The 18,929-nt window shown below is 41.0% G+C and carries 15 protein-coding genes and 1 other RNA gene; 6 read left to right on the forward strand and 10 right to left on the reverse strand.

What is annotated here, in order from left to right:
* Positions 1-12: 12 nt before the first annotated feature.
* Positions 13-369: a transfer-messenger RNA gene (gene ssrA / locus H5162_RS07915) on the reverse strand.
* Positions 370-669: 300 nt separating this feature from the next.
* Here ssrA and H5162_RS07920 point away from each other — a divergent pair.
* Positions 670-2,295, forward strand: a complete 1,626-nt coding sequence (locus H5162_RS07920; RefSeq protein WP_145237159.1) for a DUF342 domain-containing protein — start codon at positions 670-672, stop codon at positions 2,293-2,295.
* On the opposite strand, the gene rnt is transcribed toward H5162_RS07920, so the two are convergent.
* The gene (rnt, locus tag H5162_RS07925) at positions 2,279-2,974 is read right to left on the reverse strand and encodes a ribonuclease T (RefSeq protein ID WP_145237162.1); all 696 of its coding nucleotides are present in this window, start codon (positions 2,972-2,974) and stop codon (positions 2,279-2,281) included. The two genes, H5162_RS07920 and rnt, sit on opposite strands and share 17 nt — an antisense overlap.
* Positions 2,975-3,191: 217 nt before the next feature.
* On the opposite strand from rnt, the gene H5162_RS07930 reads away from it, so the two are divergent.
* Entirely contained in the window at positions 3,192-4,070 is an 879-nt protein-coding gene (locus tag H5162_RS07930) for an OmpA family protein (protein ID WP_182778207.1), read from the forward strand.
* A 40-nt stretch (positions 4,071-4,110) separates the two neighbouring features.
* Here the strand turns inward: H5162_RS07930 and H5162_RS07935 are convergent, their stop codons facing one another.
* Positions 4,111-5,013 carry a DMT family transporter gene (locus H5162_RS07935; protein WP_145237168.1) on the reverse strand — a complete coding sequence of 301 codons (903 nt, stop codon included), beginning with the start codon at positions 5,011-5,013 and terminating at the stop codon, positions 4,111-4,113.
* 387 nt (positions 5,014-5,400) lie between these two features.
* Here H5162_RS07935 and H5162_RS07940 point away from each other — a divergent pair, with 387 nt between their 5' ends.
* Positions 5,401-6,600, forward strand: a complete 1,200-nt coding sequence (locus H5162_RS07940; protein ID WP_145237171.1) for an aromatic amino acid transport family protein — start codon at positions 5,401-5,403, stop codon at positions 6,598-6,600.
* 71 nt (positions 6,601-6,671) lie between these two features.
* Here the strand turns inward: H5162_RS07940 and H5162_RS07945 are convergent, their stop codons facing one another.
* Positions 6,672-9,662 carry an EAL domain-containing protein gene (locus H5162_RS07945; protein ID WP_182778209.1) on the reverse strand — a complete coding sequence of 997 codons (2,991 nt, stop codon included), beginning with the start codon at positions 9,660-9,662 and terminating at the stop codon, positions 6,672-6,674.
* A 360-nt stretch (positions 9,663-10,022) separates the two neighbouring features.
* On the opposite strand from H5162_RS07945, the gene H5162_RS07950 reads away from it, so the two are divergent.
* On the forward strand, positions 10,023-11,180 hold the full coding sequence (locus H5162_RS07950) for a chorismate mutase (RefSeq protein WP_145237178.1): 1,158 nt from the start codon (positions 10,023-10,025) through the stop codon (positions 11,178-11,180).
* Between the two features lie 70 nt (positions 11,181-11,250).
* Here H5162_RS07950 and tyrA read toward each other — a convergent pair whose 3' ends face one another.
* From tyrA to ffh, 6 genes are all read right to left on the reverse strand, one after another.
* Positions 11,251-12,384, reverse strand: a complete 1,134-nt coding sequence (gene tyrA / locus H5162_RS07955) for a bifunctional chorismate mutase/prephenate dehydrogenase (RefSeq protein ID WP_145237181.1) — start codon at positions 12,382-12,384, stop codon at positions 11,251-11,253.
* 410 nt (positions 12,385-12,794) lie between these two features.
* Positions 12,795-13,154 (reverse strand): 50S ribosomal protein L19, encoded by a 360-nt coding sequence (gene rplS / locus H5162_RS07960; protein WP_002962189.1) that lies wholly within the window; start codon positions 13,152-13,154, stop codon positions 12,795-12,797.
* Positions 13,155-13,187: 33 nt separating this feature from the next.
* Positions 13,188-13,955, reverse strand: a complete 768-nt coding sequence (trmD, locus tag H5162_RS07965; RefSeq protein WP_145237185.1) for a tRNA (guanosine(37)-N1)-methyltransferase TrmD — start codon at positions 13,953-13,955, stop codon at positions 13,188-13,190.
* On the reverse strand, positions 13,955-14,491 hold the full coding sequence (rimM, locus tag H5162_RS07970; protein WP_145237188.1) for a ribosome maturation factor RimM: 537 nt from the start codon (positions 14,489-14,491) through the stop codon (positions 13,955-13,957). The genes trmD and rimM overlap by 1 nt, the downstream gene beginning before the upstream one ends.
* Before the next feature lie 17 nt (positions 14,492-14,508).
* A complete protein-coding gene (gene rpsP / locus H5162_RS07975; protein WP_145237191.1) occupies positions 14,509-14,757 on the reverse strand; it encodes a 30S ribosomal protein S16 in 249 nt (82 codons plus the stop codon).
* A 261-nt stretch (positions 14,758-15,018) separates the two neighbouring features.
* Positions 15,019-16,398 (reverse strand): signal recognition particle protein, encoded by a 1,380-nt coding sequence (ffh, locus tag H5162_RS07980; protein WP_145237194.1) that lies wholly within the window; start codon positions 16,396-16,398, stop codon positions 15,019-15,021.
* A gap of 273 nt (positions 16,399-16,671) precedes the next feature.
* Here ffh and H5162_RS07985 point away from each other — a divergent pair, with 273 nt between their 5' ends.
* Positions 16,672-17,478 (forward strand): inner membrane protein YpjD, encoded by an 807-nt coding sequence (locus H5162_RS07985; protein WP_145237197.1) that lies wholly within the window; start codon positions 16,672-16,674, stop codon positions 17,476-17,478.
* A gap of 61 nt (positions 17,479-17,539) precedes the next feature.
* Positions 17,540-18,808 carry an HlyC/CorC family transporter gene (locus H5162_RS07990; RefSeq protein WP_145237200.1) on the forward strand — a complete coding sequence of 423 codons (1,269 nt, stop codon included), beginning with the start codon at positions 17,540-17,542 and terminating at the stop codon, positions 18,806-18,808.
* Positions 18,809-18,929: the final 121 nt, after the last annotated feature.

Here is an 18,929-nt window from a genome sequence, read left to right on the forward strand (position 1 = left end):
AAAAACCGATATTGGTGGAGCTGGGGGGATTTGAACCCCCGTCCGAAAAGCCTCGACCGTCGGTACTACATGTTTAGTATTGTCATTTAATTAACCTTTAAGTCCCGGACAAACACGGTAAGTAAAGGCGAGGCCGCTTAGTTTTAGCGCTTCAACCCCGGCCAGGGTTTCCGTCGCGATCAGGTGTTAGGGTGACACTCCAAAATCCAGTCCACAAGAATACATGGAAGGAGCGCTAGCCAGCCTAAGCTGCTAGAGAGTAGTTATCGTCGTTTGCGATTACTTTAAATTGCGGCTTTTTAACGAGGCAAACCGCACCTCGACATGCACCTTGGGCTTCTTGAATTCCGTCGAATCCTAATCAGCCCCTGAATTAGTAAACTCATTCAGAGCGTGCAGCCAGTATAACCGAGTAACGCGCTGATACTCAAGGCCCTTTTATGCTTTATTTTATATTGCTATGGCGTTGCTGATTAAATATGCAAATATATGTTAATCCTCTTCATTGCACCGAACAATAAAATAACATTTACTTAACATTGCTTAGGGGTTATGCTCAGCAGCGTGTTAGTTTGAAAATACCCAAAAACGGTTTAGTCGAGCAGCATGTAAATTAAAGCATCTAAATAAAAATAATAAAAACAGGCATATTACATAGGAAATCGATAAATGTCGTTGTTTATACATAACCCTGTAACGGGTTTTGTGTCACTGCTTGAGCACCCTAAAAATAGTGGTTTCCCAGTGACTAGCGCGCAACTTATTGAGTTAATCGAACAGTCCCCGTTCGCTGATTTCGATATAGTCAGTGCAAATATTGGTAAGTTATTCTCACCGAGCAAAAACTATCAGGATGATTCTTTAATTGTTGCTCGTGCACTCGATGCGTCGATATTCATTCAGGTTGATGAAAAAAATATGGTCGCTGAAGCCACATTAACCACTGCTAAAGGTGGGGCCTTAATGTCGATTGACAAGGCTCGCGAAGCACTGGTTGATGCTGGCGTATTACATGGCATTAGCACTCGTGCTCTGGACAATTTTTTAGGTCAGCAATTTGACAAGCCTGCGGGTGTTTCCTATAGAGCGATTGTTGCTCATGGTCGTAGACCAAAAGAAGGCAGCGACGCTAAATTTGTACGTTTGTGCGCTACAGCACAAGATCGTGTATTGAGTCCACAAGCAAAAGAAGGTGGTAAGGTCGATATGCGCAATTTAGGCGCGATCATCACTGTAAAACCGGGCACTCCTCTAATGCAGCGTGTTGCTGCAACTCCTGGGGAAGATGGTTATACGGTATTTGGTGATGTGCTGCCCGCCATACCAGGTAAAGATCTACCATTACAACCATTTGAAGGCACTAAACTCGATCCAACTAATCCCAATGTACTGATTGCAGATTGTAAAGGTGTGCCTGTCGCCCTCCCTCGTGGCATGCGCGTTGATGACGTGTTGTGTTTTGATAATGTTGATATTGGCACCGGTCATGTTGATTTTGACGGCAGCGTAATTATCAGTGGCGATATAAAAGATGGTATGCACGTGCGTGCCAGTGGTGATATCACGGTATTGGGATTTGTTGAATCAGGCCAGATCGAAAGTGCCAGTGCGGTCACAATTATGCTAGGTGCAATTGGTCGTAAGCGTGAAAATGACGAAGCGTTTACTTGCAAAATTAAAGCCGCTCGGACTATTTCAATTGGCTATGCCCAGTATTGCCATATTCATAGCGAACAAGATCTCTTTATTGAACGACAAGCATTACATTGTGACTTGAGTGCTCGGCGGTTGATCCGCGTTGGTAAAGCAAATAATCCGCGCGGTAAAATTATTGGCGGCAATATTTTAGATGCCATGCGAATTGAAACCGGAGAGCTAGGTGCCCCATCGGGCACAAAAACCCGAGTTTTCATCGCGCAGTATTGGCATGACTTGAGACAAAAACAATTGCAAATTGCCGATTTTGAAAAACTGTTAGCCACTAAATCCGCAGCATTAAAGCAAGCACGTAAAAAAGCAGTTAAAATTCCAGCACCAGCAAAACGACAATTATTTTTAGACAAAATTAGTGCCAGCGAGCAACAAATTAATATTCGTATTGCCAACACCAAACGTAAAAAACATCTAGTAAAACAAAAAATAGCACAGCTTTTAGCTACTAGCCGTTTAAAAATTAATGAGTTAATGCATCCCGGTGTGGAGCTAAAAATCGCAAAAGATTCAAAACACTTTTCGCGTATTTATCCGCCCCACTTAGTTAAAATGAGCGAAGGTAAAATTACTCAGTCGTTTTAACGGCTGAGTCTTCGTTGTCACCAGCTTGCTCTGCATCTTCCGGCACTTCTGCAGCTAAAGGCCAGCCACCCAGCTGTTGCCAACGATTAACTATCAAACAATATAGCTCTGCCGTACGTTCGGTGTCATATAATGCTGAATGAGCCTGTTTGTTGTCAAATTCAATGCCAGCTGCACGACATGCTTTAGCAAGTACCGTTTGACCAAGTGCCAAACCCGCTAATGAGGTTGTGTCAAAACTAACAAACGGATGAAATGGCGTACGCTTAATATTATTACGTTCTATTGCTGCATTTAAAAAACCATGGTCGAACGCCGCATTATGAGCCACTATGACTGAACGTTGACAACCCGCAGCTTTTTGAGCTTTACGTACCACTTTACAAATTTCTTTGATCGCTTCCTCTTCAGATACTGCGCCACGTAATGGCGAGAAAGGATCAATACCATTAAAATCAATAGCGGCTTGTTCAATGTTTGCGCCTTCAAATGGCTCAACATGAAAATGCACAGTATGATCAATACTGAGTAGGCCTTCATCATCCATTTTTAATACTGACACCGCAATTTCTAACAGTGCATCGGTTACTTTATTAAAGCCTGCAGTTTCAACATCAATAACCACCGGGAAAAAGCCACGAAAGCGTTTTGCGAAAAGAGTTTGTTCAGTATTTGCCATAGTATTCTTGGTTTGCCAGAGTAAGCTGGCTATTATGTCAAAAATCATAGTGGCTAGGCTAGCGCTTTACAGATTAAATTAACACTTACATTTAGGCATATAACTTGCTTTACTTAACTAGAACTAGAGCTAGCTAACGACACCTTGATGACTGTTAGCCTCTGTAAATGCAGCTTTTGCCAAGATATTGGCGTAATAAATTGTTGGAGATCCCGTAATGAAGCTTTCAATGCTGTTTATCAGTCTAAGCATTGCAACTGCATGCCTTTCAGATACGTCCAGCGCTGCAATGCGCCAGTACACAGCCACGGCAGATAACTCACAATGGGAAGTTGTAAAAACAACTCGCTTACAATGCCAATTAAATCATGAAGTTCCATATTATGGCGAAGCTATTTTCAGCGCTACCGCGAGCAAAAATAAAGACCTGCTATTTAACTTGGATATGGTTGTCCGTCCTGACAATTACAGTATTGCTGGTTTAAAAGCAGTCCCGCCAATCTGGCGAGCAGGTTTACCAGCACGTGATATTGCTGACATGAAATTACTACGAAAATTTGACGGCGAACTGGGTAACAAAACGGCATGGGAAATGTTGACCGAGCTTGAAAAAGGCTACCAACCTACTTTTTATTACCAAGACTGGCAAAATAGTGCCGATAAAATTGCCGTTGGCTTATCGAACATTAATTTTAAACAAGCCTATTGGGCATTTTTACAATGCCGCGATGAATTACTGCCATACAGCTTTGAAGATATTTCCTTCACGATTATGAATTATCAACCAAATACCAGTAAACTTACTAAATCATCAAAACAACGTTTAGATAAAATTGCTGAGTATTTAAAGTACGATACGACGATTGCGGCTATTTCGATTGACTCATACACAGATAGCTACGGTGGTCGTTGGAACAACTTAGAGCTGTCTAAAAAACGAGCTCAAGCGATCAAAGAATATATGGTGAGCCTAGGAATTGATGAAACTAAAGTTGAAACGCAAGGCTTTGGTGAAAAACGTCACGTAGCGACTAACGATAATATTTTGGGCCGCGATAAAAACCGCCGCTTAGTGATACAAATTGAGAAAATGTAGCTAAAAGAAGTAATGCCTTTTAGCTACATGACGACTGTTGTTAAGGGTTAAGCTTTTTAAACGTGGCTCTTTTTTTCAACCAACCATCACCAAACTGAAACACCGCTAAGCTCAGTAATATGATGGCAGCGCCAATAAGTAATTGTTGATCAATTGCTTCATTATTTAACCAGCCCCCTAAGCCAATCGCAAAGCTTGGTGTGATCAAGGTGGTTAGCGCCACGGTACTAGCTGGTAATTTTTGTAACACATGAAAATAAGCAAGCGAACCAACCAATGAGCCAAACACGCCCAAATACACAATTGACCACAGTGATTTTACTGTCCACGTACTCGTATTGAGCTCACCATCGAACAACCACCAAGTAATAAAAAATAAGGGCGTAACAAATACTAATGCACCAAATGTGGTCGCCATTGGATGAATAGCAATTTTTATTCGCTTGATCATCACCCCACTTAAACTAAAAAAGCACACAGCCATAAATACGTAAGCTAAACCCTGCATTTGCATCAATGAGCCTTGCATGTGTTTTTCACTTACCAAAAATAACCCCAATAGCGCAAATGCTAACGCAATTAGTTTAACAACGCTGAATTTTGGCTCGTTGAGTAATCGCTGTGCTAATAAACCAGATAAAATTGGTGCCAGACCAAACATTAATGATATCAGCCCTGATGGAACTGTTTTAGCTGCCATATAACTCAACAGCATGCCACCATATATGCCGATACTCGAATAACCATACAAAAAACACGCACGACGGTGCCAAGGGACACGAATATTAGCAATCGCCACAACTAATGCAGCCAGCACTAATCCTATCGACATCCGTAACAATACCGCGAGCGTTGGTGTAACAGACTCACTGCTCCAAACAATTCCCAAAGGCGTTGTTGACCAAATTAAGACCATTAAAAAATATGATGCTTTAACGCTCACAAGCGGATCCTTTTAGCAAAGTGGCGATAACAAAGAGGAAGGAGATACAGCACTAACCGCTTTGAAATCGCGGTTAGTAAAAAACAACTTAACCGCAGCGCAGCAATGGGCGCACAACTGATAGATTCAGCCATGGGCGCATGGTTAGGGCTCGGTTAACTTGTTGCATGTAAATAGTATTCTTAATAATAAATTGAATTTATAGAAATAGCAGAACTGGTTAATAAGTCAACTGCTAGAGTGGTTTTTATACCAAAAACTGACTTCACAATGATGGCTTGTAAATCATAAGTTACATTTAATTTCTTTGATTTGTAACAAAACTATTTAAGTTTGTGCCAACTAGTTATATCTTGCCTGCCTCTCACGATGTTTTAGGGGCAAAAAGTGCTTAAAAATAAAACAATAGGCAGCATGTTAATTGTTGCAGGTACCACTATCGGCGCAGGGATGTTGGCGCTACCAATCGCTTCTGCGGGACTTGGCTTTACAACCGCATTAGCATTAATTATTTCAATATGGGCGTTAATGACTTATACCGCATTATTAATGCTCGAATTACATCAACATGCTGATCGCGATGCCACGCTAAATACGTTAGCAAAATCATGGTTAGGTAAACGCGGCCAATATCTGGCTAATTTTTCGGTGATGTTTTTATTCTATGCGCTTTGCTCAGCTTACATTGCAGGTGGTGGTGCGCAACTACAAGAAAAAATAAATAACGGCTTTAGCCTCGATATTGCTCCGCAAGTAGGTTCAATCATTCTAGCGATTGTAATAGGCACAGTTGTTACCTTAGGCACCAGTAAGGTCGATAAGCTAAACCGAGTGTTATTTAGCATCAAAATTGTGGTACTGGCGAGCTTATTTTATATGTTAACCCCGTATGTTCATGGCCAACATTTACTCGAAATGCCCATTGAACAAGGCCTTATTTTATCAGCTATTCCTGTGGTATTTACCTCTTTTGGTTTTCATGGTTCGATCCCATCGATCGTTAAATATGTTGGTTTAGATATTAAAACCTTACGCCGTGTCATGATTGCCGGAGCAGCTTTACCGCTGGTTATTTACATTTTTTGGCAGTTGATCAGCCAAGGTATGATGAGTCAAGCTGAATTACTAAAAAGCTCTGGCTTACCAGGCTTTGTGGCAAGTATTGCCAGTATCGCTAATAACGCAGCTGTTGCCACTGCAGTTAACCTATTTGCAGACTTAGCACTGGCAACATCATTTTTAGGGGTGAGCCTAGGATTATTTGATTTCTTTGCTGATGCCTTTAAAAAAGGAGATGGTAATAAAGATCGGATAAAAACAGCCCTCATTACTTTTATCCCGCCATTAGGATTTGCATTGTTTTACCCACAAGGTTTTATTATGGCGCTTGGCTATGCAGCTATCGCTTTAGTCGTACTAGCAGTGTTTTTACCCGTAGCAATGGTTTATAAGCAGCGTAGCAGCGATAAAGGCGGCTATACAGTGCGTGGTGGTAATTTTGGTCTGGCAGTAGCGGCGCTTTGCGGCGTGCTTATTATCAGCGCCCAAGGGCTGCAGATGGCAGGTTTAATCCCCGCGATAGGTTAATGCAAAAAGGCACCTAAATGGTGCCTTTTGGTATTTTAACTAACTTGAGTTAGATTAAACATGTGTTTAACTCAATCATCAAGCTTTGCAAATAGCTTTGGCAAATCTTGCTCTGCTATAGGCGGGCTGTAGTAATAACCTTGCACTATAAAGCAGTTATTGTTTTGTAAAAACTCCACTTGCTCTATAGTCTCAACGCCTTCGGCTACCACATTCAATTTTAGCTTTTGTGCCATCGCTATAATTGCCGCAGTGATCTCCATGTCATTTGGATCATCCGGTATATCTTTAACAAACGAGCGATCAACTTTTAAAATATCAACCGGAAAACGTTTTAAGTAGCTCAATGACGAATAACCCGTGCCAAAGTCATCTATCGATATTGACACCCCAAGCGCTTTTAACTGATGTAATTGCGAAATTGCCGCTTCCACATTCCCCATTAGCATGCTTTCGGTTAATTCCAGGTGTAACTGCTTAGCCGGCACCTTGGTTTTCTTAATAATCGATGCCAACAACGGCACTAACTTAGCATCTTTAAACTGACGAGCAGAGAGGTTAATCGAAATATTATTTTCTCGCCCTTGCGCTGCTAATCTTGCTGCAAATTCACACGCTTCTTGTAGCACCCAAGCACCTAACTCAACTATTAAACCTGTTGCCTCAGCTATTGGGATAAACTTGGTAGGCGGGATCATCCCTTCAGTTGGGTGGAACCAGCGGATCAAGGCTTCATAACCGACCACATGCTGCGTGCGACTATCAACTTGTGGTTGATAAAAAATCACAAATTGCCGAGCTTTGATTGCTAAGCGCAGTTCATTTTCAATAAACAGCCGCTCATTCGCAGCGGCATCAAGTTCTTGACTATAAAAGTGATAAGTATTGCGCCCTTTAGCTTTGGCCTCATACATAGCTAAATCAGCGTGTTTTAATAACTGGTCTTCTTCTTGGCTATCATATGGTGCCATTGTGATGCCAATACTAGCACTAATAATGACCTCGTTATTGCCAAGCATAATTGGCACATTCAATGTTTTTTGAATAGTGTTAGCGACATCCATTGCATGCTCTTGACGCTCAATACCACTAAGTAAAACTGCAAACTCATCGCCACCTAAACGGGCAATTGTATCTTCCGCACGCAGTCGTTTTTTCAAACGGTTAGCAACTTCAACTAATAGCTGATCACCGGCATCATGACCAAGTGTGTCGTTAATACGCTTAAACTCATCTAAATCAAAATAGAATAAAGCAAACGCATAATGGCCACGCTCAGCAAGCGCCATTGACTTACGTAATTGCATTCTAAAGAAAGTACGGTTAGCCAGCCCTGTTAAGGTGTCGAAATAAGCCAATTGCTCCATTTTTCGCTGGCTTTCTTTAACAAACGAAATATCCTGTGCTGAGGCAACATAACTGGTGATGCTGCCACCGTCTTCGCGAATTGGTGAGATACTGAGCGATACCCAGATTGGCTTTTTATCTAAACCTTGGATCAAAGTATCGCCACGCCAATAATTTCGGCTGCGTAAATCGATATCAATGTCATCAACCAAAATAGCCATTTCTTTGGCGATAATGCTTAATAGCGGTGACTGCATAAAATGCTTTTCTTCAAACCCAGTCATTTCTAACATTTTTGGATTGACGTATTCAATCACGAAGTTTTGATCGGTGATCACTACCCCTGTGCCTGAGAAAGCAACTGCTTTAGATAATCGGTTAGCGGCTTTTTCGGCAATTTCTTTTTCTGTAATACGCTGATTCAGACCATCAATAAGCTTACGAATTTCAATCGCCATATCGCGAAAAGAACCATTTAAAGTACCAATTTCATCTTTGTTTTCTTTTGGAAATTCAATTTGTAAGTGCCCTTTGCCAAAACTGGTTACCGCATAAACTAAAGAATGAATACGGCGTAAAACGAGTTGGTAAAGTGCTTGATGTAATAACAGTGCGACTAAAATGGCATATAAAATAAACAATCCAAAAAACTTCACCTTTAGCTCTTCAAGCGCTGAAAGTGCTGATGAACGTTTTTTGTAAATACCAATATACCAGTCTAAATTATCAACTTTACGAATATTAATGATGTGCGTTTCACCATCTTGTACAAAAGAGTCTGCGTATTCTGGTAAATGCATTTTGATAGTCTGATTGATCAGCTCTTGTAGATCGCCATTAACAAAATCATGAGTACGTAATGGTTTGCCTGCTTTACCGTAGGTTTCGTAAAGGTTTTTATTCAGATCAGGATGAGCAAGTAATTGCCCTTGGCTATCAAAAACAAATAAGTGCTGCTCCTTGTCACCGATCGGTAATTGCGAAATAAGCGTATCGAGTGCTAAATCGCTGCCAGTAACACCTAAAAATTCATTTTCAAGATAAACTGGCACCAGTAAACTCACCACCCATTTATGCCAAATTTTATCGTAGTAAACTTTAGACCACACAGCCGAACGGGTTGGATTAAGCGCTTCTTTAGCGTAATTAAAACTTTGATTATCAATAAACTGATGAGAGCCTGGAACATTCAGAGCCCAATTAGGTGGCGCAATACGGATAAAATTATCTTTGGTGATTAAATAAAAGTTAAAGAAATCTTGGATCAAGGTAGGCGCTACGATTTTCCATAACGATTCAGAATCATTAATGAGTTTTTTATAAAAAGGTGAGTACTTATCTTGTGGCATAAAAGCCGCAGATAAACCATCATCAGAGGCGCTGCGAATACTGCCATCGGGGTCAAAGCTGAGCTGCGCACTTTGGCTACTGAGCAATTGCGAGGAATTATAGAATAATTGGCTAGAGACGACGTTATTCGCTTGCTCCGCAATATTAATTTTGGTTTTCACCAGAGTATTAAATTGACGGATCAGACGTTCGCTGGAATGCTTGAGAACTTCATGTTCTTCAAATACCAATTGTTTTTCTTCTGATTTTAGCATCAACACCGCCGCACAGATCCCAGCAATTAAACAAATTGCCGAAATTAACAGCGAAAGCTTCATACTCAACGAATTTACACCAAAGCGTGATGGTGGGCGTCTATACACCACAGGACAACCTTATTTTTAATAATTATTTTTATTTAAATTCACCTAAATAAATATACCAGATCCCTATTTAGATTTATAAATTTTTCGTTGAAATTACTGAAAAAATCCCATATCAAAAATAAACTATCCTTTGGCGGCGATAAAACCCGCTAGAGTGTTGACTTTATAGCCCACTCTCCATACATTAAGAGTATGAATATAATATTTTCGCAATTACATTTTTCGTTTTTTAGCTTCTTTAGATAGAAGAGGCTTACCTGTTTGCGAGATTAAATCAACCGAATAGCAAAGCCTCCCAATTGGGAGGCTTTTTTGTTTTTATTACCCAAAAGGTAATTTTTTGGAATGAGGAACCCAAAAATGACTAATGATGTACTTAATTCACTTAGACACGATATCAATGAAATTGATTCTGACCTATTAGTGCTATTAGCAAAACGTCGCCGTATTAGCCACGGCGTTGTAGAATATAAGATTGCTAATAATAAACCGATACGTGATGAGGCCCGTGAACTTGCCTTGTTAGAGAAACTCATCGGTTATGGTAAGTCTCTTGGTTTGGACGCTTATTATGTGAATAACGTTTTCCAAACAATTTTAGAAGATTCAGTACTTAATCAACAAGCCATGTTACAGAAGAACTTAAACCCAGATGCTATGAGTGAAACACACCGTGTTGCTTATTTAGGTGGTCAGGGTTCATACAGCCAACTTGCTTGTCATAAATATTTTAGCCGTCGCCCAGGTAAACTTGTTGAAATGGGCTGCTCTAGCTTTGAGCAGATCACTGGTAAAGTTGAAAATGGTCAAGCAGATTTTGGCTTATTACCCATTGAAAACACCAGCTCAGGCAGTATTAACGAAGTGTTTGATTTACTGCAACACGCACAAGTCTCCATCGTTGGTGAAGTAACCCACAGTGTTGAACATTGTTTACTGGTCACACCGGGTACTGAGCTTAGTCAGATCAGTAAGATTTTTGCTCACCCGCAACCATTCGCTCAATGTAGTCGCTTTTTACAAGGCTTAGGTGATATTCAACATGAAACCTGCGATTCAACCTCAAGCGCTCTGCAATTAGCATTAGATACCCCTAATAGCGCAGCAATTGGTTCAGCTCAAGCGGGTAAAAATGTGGGTTTAGAAGTAATTAAATCAGGCCTTGCGAATCAACGTGAAAATCATAGCCGTTTTATTGTGGTTGCCCGTAAGCCTCTTTATGTATCAAAACAGATCCCGACTAAAACCAGTTTAATTATGGCAACCAAGCAACAAGCAGGTTCTTTGGCTGATGCATTGATGATTTTCAAAGAACACAATATCAACTTAGTAAAACTAGAATCACGCCCAGTCCCAGGCAACCCGTGGGAAGAAGTATTTTATGTGGATTTAGAAGCAAACCTGGTTGATAACCATGTTAAACAAGCCTTAGAAGAGCTAAAAGAGCACACCCAATATGTACGCGTACTGGGCTGTTACCAAAGTGAATCGCTGCAAGCTGTGAATATAGAAAGTTAAGCGCTAAGTAAAATATAAAAAAGGGCTAAAATTAGCCCTTTTTCATTATCTACTTTTCACACAGCGGTTATCAATCAAGTACTTTCGCATCGTTAGCTTTGTTTAACAGGCTGCGACTTTGCGTTAAGAAATGCGCAGTAGCATCTGAAAAATATGCTTTTGCATCCGCAAATGAATCAATTAAAGCGGCCTTATCACCCGCTTTTAATTTGGCCAAGGTACTTGCAAACGTGTCTTGGTATTGTGCAAGTAATGGCTCTACGTTATCAAATTGCGCTAGCATGATGTCAGAATAAAGCTCTGGTGATTGTGCGAATAAGCGCCCTACCATCATCAACTCTAATTGGTAAATCGGTGACGAACAACTGCGGAGCTCTTCGAGGGTATGACCTTGTTTTGCTAAAAACTGGCCGTATACAAAAGTGGTTAAATGGCGCATAACCTGAATAATTTGCATAGCTTCATCGTGCTTTTGCGCATCGAGTTCAACAAGTTGACAGCCCCACACTTGCAGTTGCGATAATAAACCTTGGGCAATCTCATGGTTACGGCCTTCGCAAACCACCACTGTTTGCTTTACCCAATGAGAAATATCAGGACCAAACATTGGATGTAAACCGACTACAGGACCGCTATGCACTGCTTTTAATACTTTTAACGGTGCTTGCTTAACTGAAGTAATATCAACTAATAAACAATCATCATCGAGCTTAGGTAAGGCAGTGACCACTGTTTCTAAGGCATTAATTGGCACACTGATCATCACCAGTTTTGCACCCGCTAATATTTCTTGCGCGTTACTTTGCTGTTCTTTGTCGAGTATTCTAACTTCATACCCTGAGCGGATAAATTGCTGAGCAAACAATTGCCCCATAGCGCCTTGACCACCAACAATCACAATAGGTGATAACTGTGGCGCGCTACATGCTAATTTAGCCTGTTGATTTTGGTAAGCTTCGCGCATCATACGGCGTAGGATATCTTCCACCAATTCAGGATTAACACCTTGGTTAATCGCTTCTTGGCGACGAGCAGCTAATAAAGTAGCTTCACGATCAGGCGCATGCAGTGGCGCACCCGTTTGTTGTTTGATTGCGCCGATCTGCTCGGTAATACTATTACGTCTAGCCAGCAGTGCAACCAACTGGGCATCACATTCATCGATCCCCTCTCTTAACTTATCTAACTCTTTTATATCCGCCACGCGACTACCACCTTAGAAACTGCAATTTCGTACATTTAAATTTACATAAAAGTAAACTAATCAATACGATAAATACTAACAGGATCGCTTAGTTGTTAAAAGGCTAAATAAGCAAAAGAATGGGATTTGAGTTTTAAGCACTAAGCCATAAGTTATAAGTTGGCCTAATTGTATTTGATTTATGAGTAATTCTTGGATGGGTATTTTTTTACTGGACTTCTCTGTGCTCTAATCAAGTTATGGTGATCACTTTAACGTTGAGCAATCTTAATCTTTTAACTTTACCCTTTAACCTCACTAGCCTTCTAATTCGATAACTTTACCCTAACTAACTTACTATCTCTAAAAACCAAAACGGGTTGCAGCCCGAAGGTTGCAACCCGTTTTTTTGCGTTGATAAACAGCGCGTATTAGTTAAGTTTTTCTCTAATACGTGCAGATTTACCAGAACGCTCACGTAGATAGTAAAGTTTCGCACGGCGAACTGCACCGCGACGCTTAACTGCTACGCTATCGATAAGAGGGCTGTGCGTTTGGAATACACGCTCAACACCTTCACCGTTCGAAATTTTACGAACTGTGAATGCTGAGTGAAGACCACGGTTACGCTTAGCGATTACAACACCTTCAAAGGCCTGTAGACGCTCTTTAGCACCTTCTTTTACTTTTACCTGTACAACCACTGTATCACCAGGGCCAAATGCAGGTACGTCTGTTTTAAGCTGCTCATCTTCAAGCGCTTTAATAATATTTTGGTTTACTTTTGCCATTATGTTTCTCACTTTCCTAGGTGTAACTGTCTTCTAGCCACAAGCTTTTTGGTACTCTTGCTGAAATTTCGCGAGTAATACCGCTTGCTCCTCAGTCAGAGCTAGGTTATGCAACAAGTCAGGACGGCGTAACCAAGTTCTGCCTAATGACTGCATCAGCCGCCATTTTGCTATCTCTTGGTGGTTTCCGCTGAGTAATACAGCAGGCACCTGTTTGTCGTCCAATGTTTCTGGCCGTGTATAGTGAGGACAATCCAGCAAGCCATCCGAAAATGAGTCTTGCTCTGCTGACTGGTTGTGTCCTAATACGCCCGGCACTAATCGCGCTACTGCGTCAATTAATGTCATGGCTGGTAGTTCACCACCACTCAAAATAAAATCACCAATTGACCATTCTTCGTCAACGTATGATTCTATTATTCTCTCGTCTATACCTTCATAGCGACCGGCAATTAAAATCAGTTTTTTAGAGCTTGCGAGTTCGCTTGCCCCTTGCTGATCTAATTTGCGCCCTTGCGGGGACATATAAATTACTTTTGCACCATCGCCTGCCGCCTGTTTGGCGTCAAGAATGGCTTGCTTTAGTGGTTCAACCATCATTAACATACCTGGACCGCCCCCGTAAGGACGATCATCCACGGTCCTATGCTTATCAATAGCATAATCTCGTGGGTTCCAGCAGTTAAAGTCGATCAGACCATTTTTTACTGCTCGACCAGTTACACCTTGCGTTGTAATGGCATCAAACATGTCCGGGAAAAGGCTGATAACCCCTACCCACAACGAACTCGTTTGACTCATTAAAAGCCAGGATCCCAGTCTACTGTAATTTCTTTTACATCGTGCTTAATCTCTTTGATAACTGAATCAGTTAAAAACGGAATTAAACGCTCTGCTTGGCCAAATGCATCTTTATTGTTTGCTTTCACAACCAATACGTCATTTGAGCCTGTCTCCATCAGGTCATCAACTATGCCTAAGTCATAACCTTTATCGGTTACAACAGACATGCCAATGAGATCTCGCCAATAGAACTCACCTTGCGGGAGTTCTGGTAATTGCGCTGCATCCATTGAGATTTCTGCATGGGTATAAGCCATTGCTTCGTCTCGATCGTTTACTTGCGCAAATTTAGCGATAAAGCCTTTGTTGTGGCGACGCCAGTCGACCACTTCTAAGGTCTGCCATTTACCTTGCTGCCCTATCAACCACGGGCTGAAATCGAAGATCCCTATGGGATCATCAGTAAATGAATGTACCTTAAGCCAGCCCTTTATACCATATGGGGCACCGAGCTTTCCTACGACAATTATTGATGAGGTGTTCTCTTGACTCATGGTTACACTTACGCCTATTAAGCCGCTTTACGAGCGTCTTTAACTAACTTATTTACGCGATCTGAAAGAGATGCGCCCTGACCTACCCAGTGTTCTACACGAGATAAATCTAAACGTACTTTTTCTTCTTGACCACTAGCAATTGGGTTAAAAAAGCCTACTTTCTCGATGAAGCGACCGTCACGCGAGAAACGGCTATCCGCAACCACAATTTGATAGAAAGGGCGTTTTTTAGCGCCACCACGTTGCAAACGAATAGTTACCATACCGTCCTCTAAATAGATTGACTGTTTTCATTAATAAGATTTACTCCCCAGTATGGGGAGCTGGGGAATTGTACGAGTTTTTAGCAACAATGCAAGTAAGAAGTGACTCGAAATGACTGTTAAGTTGATTAAACTATGATCTACGCGTTAAATCAGGCTATATAGAACTTTCAACGCATAATTTATCTACAAAAAAAGAGGCTATTTGCCTCTCTTTTTAGTTAACTGATTAGCTACATCTGCATGGCGTCAGTTAAAACATTAAAATTTAGGGCCACCGCCACCCATCATTCCTGGTGGTAACATGCCTTTCATGCCGCGCATCATTTTCATCATGCCGCCTTTACCTTTCATTTTTTTCATCATTTTTTGCATCTGCGTAAACTGTTTTAACAGCTTATTGATCTCTTGTACTTGCGTACCAGAGCCCGCTGCAATACGCTTTTTACGAGAGCCTTTAATGATCTCTGGACGTGCACGCTCTTTTTTCGTCATTGAGCTGATGATCGCTTCCATCTGAATAAAGGTTTTATCACCCATCTGACCTTTCACTGCATCAGGCAGGTTTTGCATACCAGGTAATTTATCAAGCATTGACATCATGCCGCCCATGCTTTTCATTTGCTTTAATTGATCAGCAAAATCATCAAGAGTAAAGCCATCACCTTTAAATACTTTTTCAGCAACTTTTGCAGCTTGCTCTTTATCGACTTTCATTTCGACTTCTTCGATCAATGAAAGTACATCCCCCATACCAAGTATACGCGATGCGATACGATCTGGATGGAAAGGCTCAAGCGCATCAGTGCGCTCACCAACACCCATAAACTTAATAGGTTTGCCGGTAATATGACGGATTGATAGTGCAGCACCACCGCGCGCATCACCATCAGTCTTGGTTAGTATCACACCGGTCAGAGGTAATGCTTCATCAAACGCTTTGGCAGTATTGGCAGCATCTTGACCTGTCATGGCATCAACCACAAACAAGGTTTCGATTGGGTTAATAGCATGATGAAGATTTTTAATCTCGTCCATCATGTCATTATCAACATGCAAACGACCTGCGGTATCAACTAATACAACATCGATAAATTTCTTTTTCGCATGAGAAATAGCAGCCTTTGCAATATCAACCGGCTGTTGTGAAATATCACTTGGGAAAAACTCAACACCTACTTCATCGGCCAGTGTTTCCAACTGTTTAATAGCCGCAGGACGATAAACGTCGGCACTGACTACTAATACTGATTTCTTTTTACGTTCTTTTAAAAATTTGGCAAGCTTAGCAACACTGGTCGTTTTACCCGCACCTTGCAGACCCGCCATCATTACAACGGCTGGCGGTTGTGCGTTTAGGCTCAACTCTTCGTTTGCTTCACCCATCGCTTTTTCAAGCTCTTCGCGAACGATTTTAATGAACACTTGCCCAGGACTTAGGCTCTTAGTTACTTCAATACCTACCGCGCGCTCTTTAACTTGTTTAACAAACTCACGAACAACGGGTAAAGCGACGTCGGCTTCTAAAAAAGCCATACGCACTTCGCGTAGTGTATCTTTTATATTGTCTTCAGTAAGGCGTCCACGGCCGCTGATATTCTTTAAGGTTTTACCTAATCGTTCTTGGAGGTTCTCAAACATGTAAAGGTTCCGATCAAACGTGATATACCAATTTCCCAAACAACGTTATTGCCGCAAGTTTAGCACTTACTACTAATAGCGCTGATTTCATATAATCAGTATTAATAAAATTTTAATTAAAAACAGTATACCGTAAATGGTGGCGCACAATACAGTGTTCAAGTGAGCTGTTTGAGTTTCTTTTTACAAACTCTATGCATTTGCCTCACTATAAAATACAATGCCCTTACTCTAACAAGGAATATTTGACTCAAATTGAGTGGCCCAAGCACTATGCTGATTATTAGTTTAACTATTATTGCCAGTTTATTTTATATCTTCGCGACGTCTCACGTGCTGTCTCGGTTATTTCACCAACAAGGTCCGAGCCAAAAGCTGACGGTTATCCTCAGCACGGTGGCAATTTTAGCGCACATGTTATTACTGGTGAATTCAGTGTTTCGCGCCGATGGCCAAGATTTAAGTATTGTTAATGTATCACTATTAACCTGCTGGGTGATTGTGGTCTCTGTCACTACGGTGTCATTAAAATTCCCTGCCACATTATTATTGCCTGTTGTCTATGGCTTTGCTGCTTTGCTAACAATTGCCAGCTTATTTATCCCGCATCATATTTTATTGCAAAGTATTGATGTTGAAATAGGTTTAGTCACTCATATTTCGCTTTCCCTGCTTGCATACTGTGTGTTAATTATTGCCACTTTATATGGCGTACAGTTTTACTTTATTGATAAACGTTTAAAACGAAAAGACTTAGCGATTGTGCATAGCCATTTACCGCCATTAATGGTGGTTGAACGCCAACTCTATCACTTATTAACGCTAGGCACGGTTTTGTTAACCTTAGCGTTATTATCTGGTTTTATTTTTCTTGATGGCATGTTTGCTAGTGAATTTATTCATAAAACTGTTTTATCATTAATTGCTTGGGCTATGTTTGCAACGGTGACAATTGGTCACTTAAAGCAAGGCTGGCGTGGGAAACCGGTCGTACTAGCTATCATGGCTGCTGCTTTTGTTTTAACGCTGGCTTATTTTGGCAGTCGTTTTGTGCAAGAGGTGATCCTGAATAAGTTTTAACTTGACTCAGGCAGCTCACTCCCGCTTAATACGCATTGGTTAAATAAAAAAGGATCCTTCTTTGGACGACATCTCTACAAGTGTTTTGTTTATAATACTTGGAATACTCATACTTTGTTCTGCATATTTTTCTGGTTCTGAAACAGGCATTATGTCAATTAACAGAATCCGCTTACGCCACCTTGCTAAAGAAAATCACCGCGCAGCAAAGCGTGTCAACAAACTTTTGAGCCGTCCTGATAGACTTATTGGCCTTATCCTCATCGGTAATAACTTGGTGAATATTGCTGCCGCGCAGGTTGCAACCATTATCGGTATTCGTTTATATGGTGATTTAGGTATCGCTATTGCCACTGGCGCACTAACTTTAGTAGTGCTTATATTTGCAGAAGTAACGCCTAAAACGCTAGCTGCGCTTTACCCTGAAAAAGTTGCCTTTCCTAGTTCGGTGATACTCAAAGGGTTACTAAAAATTCTCTTTCCATTTGTCGTCGTCGTTAACTGGATGACCAATGGCATATTACGCCTATTTGGTATTAGTGCTGCACAAATAGATGAGCACAGCATGAGTAAAGAAGAATTAAAAACGGTGCTGAATGAATCGGGTGCGCTGATCCCCGCGCGTCACCAAAGTATGTTGACCTCCATTTTAGATTTAGAGCAAGTCACTGTCGAAGATATTATGATCCCGCGCAACGAAATTGTTGCCATTGATATCAATGATGACTGGAAACTAATTAGTAAACAGCTTACCCATGCACAACACACGCGAGTACTTTTATATCGTGACCAAATTGATGATGCGGTAGGCTTTATTCACTCACGGGATGCACTGCGGTTATTAACGAAAGAGCAATTTGATAAACCATCATTGCTTCGCGCAGTTCGTGAGATTTATTTTATTCCTGAAGGTACGTCGCTCAATACTCAGCTATTTAAATTTCAGCAATCAAAAGAGCGTATCGGTTTAGTAGTTGATGAATATGGTGATATTCAAGGATTAGTTACCCTCGAAGATATTCTTGAAGAAGTGGTCGGTGACTTTACCACTACGCAAACACGTACTCCAAGTGAAGAAGTTGTGTCACAAGATGATGGCTCATTTTTAGTTGATGGCGGTGCTAACGTACGCGATCTAAACAAAGAAATGGATTGGGAGTTCCCTCTTGATGGCCCGAAAACATTAAGTGGCTTAATTGTCGAATACTTAGAAGACATTCCTGATGCCAACTTGAGTTTGCGTATTGCAGGCTATCCGATTGAAGTTGTTGAAGTAAAAGAGAACATGATCAAACTGGTGCGCATTCAAGCGAACAAGCGCAAAATATAAGCAATATCTGTAGAGTAACCTATGGTTACTCTACTCCCTCAGCTCATCCCCGCAACAAATTTTTTGTTCATTATTCTCTATAAAGTGTTAATTATTAGGCTATTATATTTGTAACTTTATA

Origin of the sequence: Pseudoalteromonas sp. SR41-8, from assembly GCF_014163915.1 — a bacterium.
GTDB lineage: Bacteria > Pseudomonadota > Gammaproteobacteria > Enterobacterales > Alteromonadaceae > Pseudoalteromonas > Pseudoalteromonas rhizosphaerae.

Coding starts and splice junctions, on each gene's coding strand:
- H5162_RS07920 (WP_145237159.1), top strand. CDS start 670: ATGTCGTTGTTTATACATAACCCTGTAACGGGTTTTGTGTCACTGCTT.
- rnt (WP_145237162.1), bottom strand. CDS start 2,974: ATGGCAAATACTGAACAAACTCTTTTCGCAAAACGCTTTCGTGGCTTT.
- H5162_RS07930 (WP_182778207.1), top strand. CDS start 3,192: ATGAAGCTTTCAATGCTGTTTATCAGTCTAAGCATTGCAACTGCATGC.
- H5162_RS07950 (WP_145237178.1), top strand. CDS start 10,023: ATGACTAATGATGTACTTAATTCACTTAGACACGATATCAATGAAATT.
- rplS (WP_002962189.1), bottom strand. CDS start 13,154: ATGGCAAAAGTAAACCAAAATATTATTAAAGCGCTTGAAGATGAGCAG.
- trmD (WP_145237185.1), bottom strand. CDS start 13,955: ATGAGTCAAACGAGTTCGTTGTGGGTAGGGGTTATCAGCCTTTTCCCG.
- rimM (WP_145237188.1), bottom strand. CDS start 14,491: ATGAGTCAAGAGAACACCTCATCAATAATTGTCGTAGGAAAGCTCGGT.
- rpsP (WP_145237191.1), bottom strand. CDS start 14,757: ATGGTAACTATTCGTTTGCAACGTGGTGGCGCTAAAAAACGCCCTTTC.
- ffh (WP_145237194.1), bottom strand. CDS start 16,398: ATGTTTGAGAACCTCCAAGAACGATTAGGTAAAACCTTAAAGAATATC.
- H5162_RS07985 (WP_145237197.1), top strand. CDS start 16,672: ATGCTGATTATTAGTTTAACTATTATTGCCAGTTTATTTTATATCTTC.